Here is a 13,638-nt window from a genome sequence, read left to right on the forward strand (position 1 = left end):
GTGACGATCCAGAAGCAGGTGCTCGACCTGATCCAGAGCCTGGTCAAGGAGATGGGCATGGCCTTGATCCTCATCTCGCACGACCTCGGCGTGATTGCCAGCAGCGTGCAGCGCATGCTCGTGATGTACGGCGGCAGCGCCGTGGAAAGCGGCCCGACCGACGCGGTCTTTGCCGACCGCGCCCACCCCTACACGCACGGCCTGTTCGCGGCGCGCCCCGCGCTCGGCGCCGTGCGCGCGGGCCGGCTGCCCACCATCCGCGGCAGCGTGCCCGAGCTGGTCGACATCCCGCGCGGCTGCGGCTTCGCGGGCCGCTGCGACTTCACCACGGACGCCTGCCACACCACGAAGCCGCCGGTGGCCCGCCAATCCAACGGCCATGCGGTGAGCTGCCTGCACCTCGACGCCGTCGCCGCGCACGCCACGCGGGCCGCCGCATGAGCACCCCGATGACTTCGACGCCCGCTTCTTCCACCCCGCTGCTGCAGGTGAGCGACCTCGTGCGGCACTACGCATTGCCGCGCGAGAAGCTCTTCGGCCCGCCGCCCACCGTGAAGGCGCTCAACGGCGTGAGCTTCGAGGTGCAGGCCGGCAAGAGCCTGGGCATCGTCGGTGAGTCGGGCTCCGGCAAGTCGACCATCGCGCGCCTGGTGATGGCGCTGGACACGCCGACCTCGGGCAGCGTCGCCCTCGAAGGCCGCAACCTGCACACGCTCTCGAGGGCCGACCTGCGCACCGCGCGGCGCGACTTCCAGATGGTGTTCCAGGACCCGTACGGCTCGCTCGACCCGCGCCAGACCGTCGCGCGCATCGTGGCCGAGCCGCTCGAGGCGCTGGCGCAAACCAGCCGCGCCGAACAGCGCGAGCGCGCCTCCGAAGCGCTCGCGGCCGTGGGCCTGCGCACCACGGACCTGGACAAGTACCCGCACGAGTTCTCGGGCGGCCAGCGCCAGCGCATCGCGATTGCACGCGCCCTGATCACGCGCCCCAAGCTCATCGTGGCCGACGAGCCCGTGAGCGCGCTCGATGTGTCCGTGCAGGCCCAGGTGCTCAACCTCATGCAGGACCTGCAGCAGCAGTTCGGCATCAGCTACCTGCTCATCAGTCACGACCTGGCTGTGGTCAACCACTTGTGCGACGAGGTGTGCGTGGTGTTCAAGGGCCAGATCGTGGAACGCGGCGAGCCCGCCGAACTTTTTGCGAACGCGCAGCACCCGTACACACGCACCTTGCTGTCGGCCGTGCTGCACACGCCGTCCCGATAGGCTCGATCGGTCTGAACCGATCGCCCTACTTTTGTCTTCCAGGAGAACCACAGAATGTTGAAGCGACGCACCCTCATGGGCACCGCCATCGCCGCCGCGATCCCCGGCGCCTTTCCGCTGTTCGCGCAGGCCCAGACCGGCAAGAACATGCTGACCATCGGCATGCCGCTGGAACCGCCGGGCCTGGACCCGACGACCGCCGCCGCCTCGGCCATTGCCGAGATCGCGCACTACAACATCTTCGAGACGCTGACCAAGATCAACGCCGACGGCAGCGTCACGCCGCTGCTGGCCGAGAGCTGGACCGCGTCGCCCGACCTCAAGACCCACACCTTCAAGCTGCGCAAGGGCGTGAAGTTCGAGAACGGCGAGGCCTTCGATGCCGCCGCCGTCAAGTTCAGCTTCGAGCGCGCCGCCGGCGAGAAGAGCACCAACAAGGACAAGCGCTTCTTCAGCGAGATCAGCCTGAAGACGCCCGACGCCGACACGGTGGTCATCACCACCGCGCAACCCAACCCCGACCTGCTGTTCATGCTCGGCCAGGCCACGGCCTGCATCGTCGAGCCCAAGAGCGCCGACACCAACGCCACCAGGCCCGTGGGTACCGGCCCCTACAAGCTCGACAGCTGGCAGCGCGGCTCGGCCTGTTCGCTGGTGAAGTCGCCGACGTACCGCAATCCGGCGCTGGCCAAGGTCAACAAGTTCGTCTTCAAGTTCATGTCCGACTCGGCCGCGCAGACCGCGGCGCTGATGGCCGGCGACATCGACATCTTCCCGCGCGCCGGCACGCGCAGCGTGGGCCAGTTCCGCGCCAACCCGCGCTTCCGCGTGCTCGAAGTGGGCACGCGCAGCAAGGTGATCCTGGCCATCAACAACAAGCGCAAGCCGCTGGACGACGTGCGCGTGCGCCGCGCGATCCTGGCCGCGGTGGACCGCAACGTGGTGATCCAGGGCGCGGCCGACGGTTTCGGCAAGGCCATCGGCAGCCACTACCCGATCGGTGCACCGGGTTATGTCGACACCACCGGCATCAACCCCTTCGACATCGCCAAGGCGAAGAAGCTGCTGGCCGACGCGGGCGTGAAGACGCCGCTCGAACTGCGCATGACGCTGCCGCCGCCTTCGTATGCACGCCAAGGCGGCGAAGTGATCGCGGCGCAGCTCGCGGCCATCGGCATCAACGTGAAGATCCAGAACGTCGAATGGGCGCAGTGGCTCAGCGGCACCTTCGGCGGCGGGCACGACTTCGACCTGAGCATCGTGGCGCACGTGGAGCCCTTCGACCTCGTGAAGTACACCGAGCCCGACTACTACTGGGGCTACGACTCCAAGAAATTCCGCGACCTGTACGCCTCGGTGCAGAGCGAGCCCGACGAGAAGAAGCGCAACGCGCTGCTCGGCGAGGCGCAGAAGATGCTCGCGACCGACGCGGTCAACGGCTTCCTGTTCCAGGCCGTGTTCCCCACGGTCGCGCGCAAGGAAGTGAAGGGCCTGTGGCCGAACATGCCGATCGTCGCGAACGACCTGGCCGCGATCTCGTGGGGTTGATGCTGCCATGACGAAGCCTCTTTACGCCCTGGGCGTGCAGGAACTGCACGCCGCCTACGCCGCCAAGGAACTCTCGCCGGTCGAGGTGACGCGCGCGGTCAACGAGCGCATCGCGGCCTGCGAGCCGCAACTGCGCGCCACCTGGCTGTTCCGCCCCGAAGCCGCGCTCGAACAGGCGCGCGCCTCCGAACAACGCTGGCTCGCCGGCGCGCCGCGCGGCGCGCTCGACGGCGTGCCCGTGACCATCAAGGAAAACCTCGCGACCGAAGGCGACCCGATGCCGCTGGGCACCGCCGCCTACGCGCTCGTGCCGATGACCTACGACTCGCCGCCCGCCGCGCGCCTGAAGGCCGACGGCACGGTGATGGTCGCCAAGACCACGATGCCCGACCTGGGCATGCTGTCGTCGGGCCTGTCGAGCTTTCATGACCTCTCGCGCAACCCGTGGGACACCTCGCGCACGCCGGGCGGCTCCAGCGCGGGTGCGGGTGCCGCTGCAGCCGCGGGCTACGGTCCGCTGCACGTGGGCACCGACATCGGCGGCTCGCTGCGCCTGCCGGCCAGCTGGTGCGGCATCTTCACGCTCAAGCCCAGCTTCGGCCGCATTCCGCTGAGCTCGCCCTACATGGGCCGCTGCGCCGGCCCGATGACGCGCACCGTGGCCGACGCGGCGCTGATGATGGCCTCGGTCGCGCAACCCGACGACCGCGACTATTCCGAGCTGCCGGCACCGGCCATCGACTGGAACGCCTTCGAGGTCGATCCGTCCTTCCTCAAGGGCAAGCGCGTGGCGTTGCACATGGACGCCGGCTGCGGCCTGCCGCTCGATCCGCAGATCGCACAGGCCGTGCGCGATGCCGCCAGGCGCATCGAGGCGGCCGGCGCGCACGTCGAGGAAATCCCCGCCTTCATGACGCCGCAGATGCTGCAAGGCATGGACCACTTCTGGCGCATGCGCTCCTGCCTCGACATGCAGGCCATGACGGCCGAGCAGCGCGCGAAGATCCTGCCGTACATCCGCGAGTGGGCCGAGAGCGCGGCCGGCTTCTCGGGCGCGCACGTCTTCGACGGCTACAGCCAGTTCGTCGCCACGCGCGCGGCCACGATCGCCGCCACCAAGGCCTACGACTTCGTGATCTCGCCCGTGTCGCCCAACATGCCCGCGCCCGCGGACCATGCCTCACCCACCAATGACCCGATGCGGCCGCTGGAACACATCGGCTTCACGGTGCCCTACAACATGTCGGAGCAGCCGGCGGCGTCGATCAACTGCGGCTACTCGGCCGAAGGCTTGCCCATCGGCCTGCAGGTGGCCGGCCGCCGCTTCGACGACCTGGGCGTACTGCAGTTCAGCCGCGCCTTCGAGCAGATCCGCGACGCACAACACCCCTGGCCCGAACCGAAGTGACCGGCCGCAAGGAGACACACATTCCATGAATGCCACCCACTACATCGACGGCCGCCGCGTAGCGTCCGAAGACAACGCCACCATCGACGTGATCGACCCGAGCGACGGCCAGAAATTCGGCGAAATTGCGCGCGGCACCGCTGCCGACATCGACGCCGCCGTGCGCGCCGCGCGCCAGGCCATGGGCGAGCATTTCGACGGCCCCTGGGGCGCCACCACCGCGCTGGAGCGCGGCCGGCTGCTCGCCAAGCTCGGCGCCGCCGTGATGCAGCACCACGAAGAACTCGCCCAGCTCGAGGCACGCGACACCGGCAAGGCGCTGCGCGTGGCGCGCAACGACGCGACCGCGCTGGCGCGCTACTTCGAGTACTACGCCGGTGCCTGCGACAAGCTGCACGGCGACACCCTGCCCTACGAACGCGGCTACACCGTGCTCACCGTGCGCATCCCGCATGGCGTGACGGGCCACATCATTCCCTGGAACTACCCGATGCAGATCGCGGGCCGCAGCGTGGGCGCCTCGCTCGCTGCGGGCAATGCCTGCGTGGTGAAGCCGGCGGAAGACGCGAGCCTCTCGCTGCTGCGCCTGGCCGAGATCGCGACCGAGGTTGGCTTTCCGGCCGGTGCGCTCAACGTGGTCACGGGCTACGGCAAGGAAGCCGGCGCCGCGCTGTGCGCGCACCCCGGCATCGACCACATCTCGTTCACCGGCTCGACCATGACCGGCCGCAGCGTCGGCCTGGCCGCCGCCGAGCGCCACTGCCCGGTGACGCTGGAGCTGGGCGGCAAGTCGCCGCAGATCGTGTTCGCCGACGCCGACCTCGACGCGGCCGAACCGGTGCTGCTCAACGCCATCATCCAGAACGCCGGCCAGACCTGCTCGGCGGGCAGCCGCGTGCTGGTCGAGCAATCGGTGTACGAAGAGGTCGTGCAGCGGCTCGCCAAGCGCTTCACCGCCGTGCGCGCGGGCACGCCCGCCGAAGACCTGGACATGGGTCCGCTCATCAACGAGAAGCAGTTCCGCCAGGTGCGCGACATGGTCGCCACCGCCGAGGCGCAGGGCATGAAGGTGGCCGCGCGCGGCGCGGTGTCGCCGCAGGCGCCGTCCACCGGCTACTACCAGGAAGCCGTGCTGTTCCGCGACGTGCCGCACGACAGCGACCTGGCCCAGCGCGAGGTCTTCGGCCCCGTGCTGGCCGTGATGCCTTTCGCCGACGAGGCCGAGGCGGTGCGCCTGGCCAACGGCACTGACTTCGGCCTGGTAGCCGGCGTGTGGACGCGCGACGGCGCGCGCCAGCTGCGCATGGCGCACAAGCTGCACTGCGGCCAGGTCTTCGTCAACAATTACGGCGCAGCGGGTGGTGTAGAACTGCCCTTCGGCGGCGTGAAATCGAGCGGCTTCGGCCGCGAAAAGGGCTTCGAGGCCCTGCTCGGTTTCACGACCCTCAAGACCATCGCCATCAAGCACGGATGAATCCATGACCACTTCTGAACAACAAACCCCGCGCAAGGTCGGCCTCGTCGGCGTCGGCCTGATGGGCCACGGCATCGCCAGCAACATCGTCAAGCACGGCCACCAGCTCACGGTGCTGGAGCACGCAGGCAACCAGCCGATCGACGACCTGCTGAAGGCCGGCGCCACCTCGGTGAAAGACGTGGCCGCGCTGGCCGCGCAGGTCGATGTGCTGATCCTGTGCGTCACCGGCACGCCGCAGGTCGAGGCCGTGATGCTCGGCGACCAGGGCGCGTTGACGACCCTGCGCCCCGGCACCGTGGTGATCGACTGCTCCACCGCCGTGCCTGCCTCCACCGCCAAGGTCGCGCAGGCCGTGCACGCCAAGGGCGGCCGCTTCCTCGACACGCCGATGACCCGCACTGCCAAGGAGGCCGCCGAAGGCCGCCTCAACCTGCTGGTGGGCGGCGACGCCGAGGTGCTGGCCTCGTGCCTGCCGCTGCTGCGTTGCTTTGCCGAGAACGTCACCCACGTCGGCGATGTCGGCGCGGGCCATGCGATGAAGCTGTTGCACAACTTCGTGTCGCTGGGCACCGTCGCGCTGCTGTGCGAAGCCGCGGCCTGCGCGCAGCGCGCCGGCGTGAAACCCGAGGTGTTCGTGGACGTGCTCGCCAAGGGCGGCGGCAACGGCGTGGCACTGGAACGCCTCAAGCCCAAACTGCTGACGGGCAGCACCGATTCGCTGAAGTTCTCGATGGCGAATGCGAAGAAGGACCTGGGGTATTACAACGACATGGCGGCGCAGTCGTCTTCGGGCCACGGCATTGCACAGGCTGTGGATGCCTTGCTGGCGCACGGCGTCGAAGTGTTCGGGCCGGATCGCATGGTGCTCGATCTGGTCGAAGCGCTGCGCTGACATTCTTCGGGGCGATGCTCCTGTCGGCGGGAGCGCGCCCCCGATGGCTCCTACGGCATCCCTCGCGCCAGCAGATGGTCGACCAACCGCCGCTGCGGAAAACTCAACGCCTCCTGCCGCGTACACAGGTACATCCGGCGTGAAGCCCACGCATCGGTGAGGTTGATGAAGCGCAGCTTCATCTCCTTGCGGTAAGTCACCGCGGCGCCCTCGGGCAGGATGCCCACGCCCATCCCTGCTTCGATCATCCGGCACACAGCTTCGAAGCTCTTCACCCGCACGCGCAGGCGCAGCACCTTGCGCGCGCTCATCGCGGCGTCTTCCATGGTGCGGGAGATGGCGGAGTCGTCTTCGAGCCCCACGAAGTCGAAGTCGAGCAGTTCCTCGAACGACACCTCGCGACCGCGCAAGGGATGCTTCTGGGGCGCGATCGCCACGAGCCGGTCGGTGCGGTACGGAATGAAGTGCAGCGCCGGGTCGGCGGCCTCGCTGGTGATCACGCCCACGTCGGCCTGGCGGTCGCGGATGGCCTGCACGATGTAGACGCTGCGGTGCTCTTCCACGCTCACGCGGATCTCGGGGTAGCGCACGCGAAAGCTGGCCACGTCGTCGGGCAGGAACTGGCCCATCGCCGACGCGTTGGCATGCAACCGCACGCGACCGGTGGCGCCCTGCGCGTAGTCCGAGAGGTCGGCGCGCATGCGGTCCACGTCGCGCAGGATCTGGCGCGCGTGCATGGCCAGCGACTCGCCCGCGCCCGTGGGCGTGACGCCCTTGGAGGTGCGGTTGAGCAGCCCCACGCCGAGCTGGCTTTCGAGGATGGCCAGGCGCCGGCTCGCGGCCGACAGCACCATGTGGCTCTCGGCGGCGGCCTTCGACAGGCTGCCGTGCTCAATGGCGCGCAGGAACAGCGCCAGCGAATCCAGGTCGGGTCTCATCGGGTTCTCGGTCGATCGGGCGGACATTGTCGGGCCTGTGCGCTGGGCACAGCCTAGCCGAAGGTCTTTCGGCGAATCGACTTGGGCGACGATGGTTCTTCCGGAATGCGGGTTTCCCCCTCGAAACGAAGAAGCACTTTCGGGCGGCGGTGCGAAAGAATCGTCGCTGTCTCGGCGGCAACCCCGGCGAGGCGTGTCGCGGGCCGGCCCTCTACCGGGGCCACGCCCGCATTCCACGAGTCCTACCCGGAGTCTTTTCTCTCATGGCAACCCACGAACTCGCCAGCGTTGCGCTGGACGACAAATACACGGCCACCGAAGGCCGGATCTATCTGAGCGGTATTCAGGCGCTGGTGCGCCTCATGCTCGTGCAGAAATGGCGCGACCAGCAGGCCGGCCTGAACACCGCGGGCTTCGTCTCGGGCTACCGCGGCTCGCCGCTCGGCGGCCTGGACGAGGCGCTGTGGAAAGCCCAGCCGCAGCTCGAAGCCAACGCCGTCAAGTTCCTGCCCGGCGTGAACGAAGAGCTGGCCGCCACCGCCGTGTGGGGCACGCAGCAGGTGCACCTGACCGGCGAGAGCGCGGTCGACGGCGTGTTCGCCATGTGGTACGGCAAGGCGCCCGGCGTGGACCGCTGCGGCGACGTGTTCAAGCACATGAGCCACGCGGGCACCTCGCCCAAGGGCGGCATCCTGCTGGTGGCGGGCGACGACCACGGCGCGTCGTCGTCCACCCTGCCCAACCAGAGCGACCACCTGTTCGCCGCGTCGATGATCCCCATGCTCTACCCGCAGAGCGTGGAGGAATACATCGAGCTGGGCCTGCACGGCTTTGCGATGTCGCGCTTTGCCGGCCTGCCGGTCGGCTTCAAGGCGCTGGCCGACACGGTGGAATCGTCGGGCTCCATTGCCGCTGGCGCGCTCGACGTGCACACGCGGCTGCCGAAAGACTTCGTGTTCCCGCCCGGCGGCGTGCATGCGCGGCTGTCGACCGACACGCTCGGCGTGCAGGCGCGCAAGCAGGAGGCGCTGATGCAGGACTACAAGATCTACGCCGCCATCGCCTACGCGCGCGAGAACCGCCTGAACCGCGTGACCATCGATTCGCCTCAGGCGCGGCTGGGCATCGTGGCCTCGGGCAAGTCGTACCGCGACGTGCTCGAAGCGCTGGAAGAACTCGGCATCGACGCCGACGAGGCTGCGCGCATCGGCATCCGCCTGTTCAAGGTGTCGATGCCCTGGCCGCTGGAGCCCGACTCGATCCGCGAGTTTGCCGACGGGCTCGAAGAAATTTTGGTGGTCGAAGAGAAGCGCCAGATCGTCGAGTACCAGCTCAAGGAGCACCTGTACAACTGGCGCGAGAACGTGCGCCCGCGCGTGATCGGCAAGTTCGACGAACAGGGTGAATGGGGCGCGCACCCGCGCGGCCAGTGGCTGCTGCCGGCCACGGCCGATTTCTCGGTGGCGCAGATCGCGCGCGTCATCGCCGGGCGCGTGGCGCGCTTTCACACCAGCGACCGCATCCGCATGCGGCTGGCGATCCTCGACGCGAAAGACGTGGTGCTCGGCAAGGCCGTGGCCACGCCCTCGCGCCCGGCCTGGTACTGCGCGGGCTGCCCGCACAACACCTCGACCAAGGTGCCCGAAGGCAGCCTGGCGCTCGCGGGCATCGGCTGCCATGTGATGGCCACCGCCATCTACCCCGAGCACAACCGCACCACCACGCACATGGGCGGCGAAGGCGCGCCCTGGCTGGGGCAGGCGTGGTTCTCCAAGCGCAAGCATGTGTTCGCGAACCTCGGCGACGGCACCTACTACCACTCGGGATCGCTGGCCATCCGCGCGGCCGTGGCGGCGGGCGTGAACATCACCTACAAGATCCTCTACAACGACGCGGTCGCGATGACGGGCGGGCAGCCGGTCGACGGGCCGATCACCGTGCCGCGCATTGCGCACCAGGTGGCGGCCGAAGGCGTGAAGCGCATCGCGCTGGTGGCCGAGGACCCGACGCGCTGGGCCGACCGCAGCCTGCTGCCGCCCGACCGCGACGGCCTCTTTGCGCTGAGCGTGCACCACCGCGACGACATGGACGCGGTGCAGCGCGAGCTGCGCGGCTTCGAGGGCGTGTCGGTGCTGATCTACGACCAGGTGTGCGCGGCCGAGAAGCGCCGCCGCCGCAAGAAGGGCGAGTTTCCGCCCGCCGCGCGGCGCGTGTTCATCAACGACGCGGTGTGCGAGGGCTGCGGCGACTGCGGTGAGCAGTCGAACTGCACCGCGCTGCTACCGAAGCAGACTGACCTGGGCCTGAAGCGCAGCGTCGACCAGAGCGCGTGCAACGCCGACGAGTCGTGCATCAAGGGCTTCTGCCCGAGCTTCGTGACGGTCGAGGGCGTGAAGCCGCGCAAGCACGCACCCGTGGCCGTGAAGGCCGCCGAGGAACCCGCCCTGCCCGCACCGGCGCCGCTCGTGCTCGAAGGCATGCACAACATCCTCATCACCGGCATCGGCGGCACGGGCGTGATCACCATCGGTGCGCTGATCGGCATGGCGGCGCACCTCGAAGGCAAGGGCGTGAGCGTGCTCGACATGACGGGCATGTCGCAGAAGAACGGCTCGGTCACGTCGCACGTGCGCATCGCGCGCGACGCGGCGCAGCTGAAGGCGCAGCGCATTCCCACCGGCGAGGCCGACCTGATCCTGGGCTGCGACATGCTCACGGCCGGCGCGCCCGACGCCATCGCGCGCATGCGGCCGGGCCGCACCTACGCGCTGGTCAACACCTTCGAGCAACCGACGGGGCACTTCGCGCAGCAGCCCGACTGGGAGTTTCCAGCGACGCAGGTGCGTGCGCTCATCGAGGAATCGGTGGAAGGCCGCGCCGACTTCATCGACGCCACGCAACTGGCCACGCGCCTCATGGGTGACGCCATCGCGGCCAACCTGTTCCTGCTGGGCTTCGCGTTCCAGAAGGGGTTCGTGCCGCTGTCGGCGCAGGCGCTCGACAAGGCCATCGAGATCAACGGCGTGGCCGTGAAGGCCAACCAGGCCGCGTTCCGCTGGGGCCGCAAGGCGGCGCTCGACCTCGCGGCGGTCACGCGCCAGGCCGCGCCGGCGCAGGTGGTGTCGCTGCAAAAGCCCCAGAGCTTCGAGGCGCTGGTGGCCGACCGCACCGCGTTCCTCACGGCGTACCAGAACGCCACTTACGCGAGCAGCTACGCGGACCTCGTCGAACGCGTGCGCGACGCCGAACAGCGCACGCGCGGCAGCACCGTGCTGGCGAAGGCCGTCGCCTCGGGCCTGTTCAAGCTCATGGCCTACAAGGACGAGTACGAGGTGGCGCGGCTGTATGCCGACCCGCGCTTCATGGAGAAGCTCGGCGAGCAGTTCGACGGCAAGCCGGTGCTGCGCTTTCACCTGGCGCCGCCGGTGCTGGGCCGTCGCGATGCGGAAGGCCGTGCGCTGAAGACCAGCTTCGGTCCGTGGATGCTCGGCGCGTTCCGCGTGCTCGCCAAGTTCCGCGGCCTGCGCGGCACGGCGCTCGATCCGTTCGGCCGCACCGCCGAGCGCCGCATGGAGCGCCAGCTGGTGGCCGACTACCGCGCGATGGTCGAAGACCTGCTCGCGCGCTTCGAGCGCATCGACTTCGAGACGGCCCTGTCACTGGCGCGCCTGCCGGAACAGATCCGCGGCTTCGGGCATGTGAAGGAAGAAAGCATCGTGTCGGCGCGCGTGCGGTGGGAGATGCTGCGCGGGCAGCTCGATGCCATGGCGCCCGCGCGGGCCGCCCAGGCGGAGCCGCTGGCCGCTTGAGTGGGGGGGCGGCCCGCTACAGCAGGCCTCTGGCAGAGGCCTTCAGCGTGGCGGCCGCGCGCGTCGAACAGCCGAGCTTGCGGAACACACGTTCGACATGCGTGCGCACCGTGCTCGCACTGATGCCCAGCGCACGCGCGACCTGCTTCGTGTTGTCACCCTGGCTGATGCAGCGCAGGACGTCCAGCTCGCGCTGGGACAGCGACGCGTCGTCCTGCGCGGGCACCACGGGCTTCGCCTGCGTGCCCGAGAGCGCGCAGGCGAGCAGCGCGGCGACCACCTCTTTGTCGAAGCGGCCGGCCTCGGCGTCCGCCCGCATGCGATCGCGCGCCTGGGCGTCGGTCAGTTCGGGTCGCCACGGGCGGCGGGTGCGGTGCGACACCCACTGCTCGGCCGCCGCGACGACCTGTCCTTCGAGCGGCATCGACGCGCCGGAACGGCCACGGAAGTAGCCGGAGCCATCGCGCCGCTCGAAAGCGAACGAGGCGATCTCTGCTTCTGCCAAGAGACCGTCGATCTGCCCCGCGGCGCGGGAGGTCCAGTACGGCACGAGCCGCAGGCGCTCCATCGACGCGGCCGGCAGCGGCTCGGGCGCATTCCAGATGACGTTGGGAACCGCGGCCCGCCCGATGCCGTGGATCAGGCCGGCCCGGTAGACGCGATGGCGCAACGCGTCGCTCATTCCCAGTTGCGCGCTGCAGTCGCGCGCCAGCTTGGCCACGCGCCGCGAGTAGCCCGTCATCCAGGGCAGCTTGAGGTCGCTCACGTCGCCGACGAGCTCCAGCCCGACGCGCTGGCGCATCGATGCCGACGTGTGGGCGGCGTCGGTCCACGGCGCAGCAGCAGCATCCAACTGCATCATCCACGCCGCGGCATGCGGTGCGCAGGCGTCGACCAGGGCGCCGGGGTAGAGGCTGTTGGCGCGTCCCCGCGTGAGCACGAGGGCTTCGTCGAGCCCATAGAGCCGGCTGAAGATTTCGAGATCGCTCGCCAGGGCGACGACATAAGTGGCAAGCGGCACGCTGTCGCCCTGCAACAGGCCGGGCACGCCGCTGCCATCGAACGCCTCGAAGATGGCGCGCAGCGCGGCCTCGGCCTCGGCCCCCATGTCGAGCATGTTCGCGATGTCGCCGGCAATCTCGCAATGGATGTTGGCCATCTCCACCACGGCGCCAGGGATGGACGCGCGGTTGGGCTGGCGCATGCGCGGCTGCGACGAGGCGAGAAGGGCTCGCCGGCCCAGCACGTCGTCTTCAAGGAAATCTGCGAACTCCTGCGCGTTCGCCGTGCAACCCGACCAGCGCAGCAGCGCCACGTGTTGCGCCACCTCGACCTGCGTCGCGTTGCAGCCGGCTTGGGTCGCGATCATTCCGGCCAGCCAGGCGGTGCGCAGCGAATGGTCGATGGGCTGGCCCATGCTCAGGTCGCCGATGAAGGCGAGCGCGCGGGCCGCGTCGAAAGCGGTGAGGGTGGTGTCTTCGGGCATGGGATCGCGGGGGCGAGCGCACAGCATCGCACAGCCGCCGGATCGGCGCCTGTCGGTCATTCGACCGATACCGCGGGCGGAGGGAACGCAGAAGAATCATTGCAACCGCCTCGTGCGAGGCGCACGCAACCCTTCTCTGACCCATCTCCGCCATGCCCGACACCATCCAACCCCCTCTGCAGCCAGCCGCCTGGCTGCGCAAGCTTTACTTCAGCCGTGCGGCCTTTTCCTTCGTGTGGGTCGCGCTGGCCTTCAGCGTCGTCAGGCAGTCGCCGGTGCTGACGACGATCCTGCTGGTCGTCTATCCGGCGTGGGACGCGCTGGCGAACCTGGTGGACGCCCGGGTGACGGGCGGCCCCCGGGCCAACTCCAGTCAGATGCTGAACACGTGGGTCAGCGCGCTGGTCACCGTGGCCGTCGTGGCCTCGCTGGTGCTCGGGCTCCAGATCGACCTGGCGATCTTCGGCGTCTGGGCCATCGTCTCGGGCCTTCTGCAGCTGGCGACGGCCCTTCGCCGCCGCAAGAGCCAGCGGGGGCAGTGGGTGATGATGCTGAGCGGCGCGCAGTCTGCGCTGGCCGGCGGCCTGTTCGTTGCACGGCAAGGCACTGGCGCGCCGGTCCTCCAGACACTTGCGGGCTATGCGGCGGTGGGCGCCGTGTACTTCCTGATCTCCGGGCTCGTGATCCTGTATCGCAAGCCGACTGGAGAGGTCGTGAACCCGGTCATTACGCCGGCAACATCTTCCACTTCTTCCAGTCGATGATGCGCGGCGCGTGTCCATTTGCAGCTGCGACAGCTCGATGCTGGCCTGGCC

General features: G+C 69.2%; 10 protein-coding genes. 8 read left to right on the forward strand and 2 right to left on the reverse strand.

Annotation, left to right across the window (positions count from 1 at the left end):
* From ASD34_RS00005 to ASD34_RS00030, 6 genes are all read left to right on the forward strand, one after another.
* Positions 1–441 (forward strand): ABC transporter ATP-binding protein (locus tag ASD34_RS00005; RefSeq protein ID WP_162248668.1); only part of this gene is annotated, 441 nt, incomplete at its 5' end.
* 8 nt (positions 442–449) lie between these two features.
* Positions 450–1,265 carry an ATP-binding cassette domain-containing protein gene (locus tag ASD34_RS00010; protein WP_056571366.1) on the forward strand — a complete coding sequence of 272 codons (816 nt, stop codon included), beginning with the start codon at positions 450–452 and terminating at the stop codon, positions 1,263–1,265.
* Between the two features lie 54 nt (positions 1,266–1,319).
* On the forward strand, positions 1,320–2,813 hold the full coding sequence (locus ASD34_RS00015; RefSeq protein ID WP_056571369.1) for an ABC transporter substrate-binding protein: 1,494 nt from the start codon (positions 1,320–1,322) through the stop codon (positions 2,811–2,813).
* Between the two features lie 7 nt (positions 2,814–2,820).
* On the forward strand, positions 2,821–4,221 hold the full coding sequence (locus ASD34_RS00020; RefSeq protein WP_056571372.1) for an amidase: 1,401 nt from the start codon (positions 2,821–2,823) through the stop codon (positions 4,219–4,221).
* A gap of 25 nt (positions 4,222–4,246) precedes the next feature.
* Complete coding sequence (locus ASD34_RS00025; protein WP_056571374.1) at positions 4,247–5,695, forward strand: aldehyde dehydrogenase family protein; 1,449 nt, start codon at positions 4,247–4,249, stop codon at positions 5,693–5,695.
* Between the two features lie 4 nt (positions 5,696–5,699).
* Positions 5,700–6,590: an NAD(P)-dependent oxidoreductase gene (locus tag ASD34_RS00030; RefSeq protein WP_056571377.1), complete on the forward strand. Its 891-nt coding sequence runs from the start codon at positions 5,700–5,702 to the stop codon at positions 6,588–6,590.
* Positions 6,591–6,640: 50 nt separating this feature from the next.
* Here ASD34_RS00030 and ASD34_RS00035 read toward each other — a convergent pair whose 3' ends face one another.
* Positions 6,641–7,528, reverse strand: a complete 888-nt coding sequence (locus ASD34_RS00035; protein WP_056571380.1) for a LysR family transcriptional regulator — start codon at positions 7,526–7,528, stop codon at positions 6,641–6,643.
* Between the two features lie 263 nt (positions 7,529–7,791).
* Here ASD34_RS00035 and ASD34_RS00040 point away from each other — a divergent pair, with 263 nt between their 5' ends.
* A complete protein-coding gene (locus tag ASD34_RS00040) occupies positions 7,792–11,337 on the forward strand; it encodes an indolepyruvate ferredoxin oxidoreductase family protein (protein WP_056571383.1) in 3,546 nt (1,181 codons plus the stop codon).
* 16 nt (positions 11,338–11,353) lie between these two features.
* Here the strand turns inward: ASD34_RS00040 and ASD34_RS00045 are convergent, their stop codons facing one another.
* On the reverse strand, positions 11,354–12,823 hold the full coding sequence (locus ASD34_RS00045; RefSeq protein ID WP_056572419.1) for an HD domain-containing phosphohydrolase: 1,470 nt from the start codon (positions 12,821–12,823) through the stop codon (positions 11,354–11,356).
* A 152-nt stretch (positions 12,824–12,975) separates the two neighbouring features.
* Here ASD34_RS00045 and ASD34_RS00050 point away from each other — a divergent pair, with 152 nt between their 5' ends.
* A complete protein-coding gene (locus ASD34_RS00050; protein WP_056571386.1) occupies positions 12,976–13,587 on the forward strand; it encodes a DUF308 domain-containing protein in 612 nt (203 codons plus the stop codon).
* The last annotated feature ends 51 nt before the right edge of the window (positions 13,588–13,638 follow it).

The sequence above is a fragment of the Variovorax sp. Root473 genome (assembly GCF_001426505.1).
Classification (GTDB): Bacteria; Pseudomonadota; Gammaproteobacteria; order Burkholderiales; family Burkholderiaceae_C; genus Variovorax.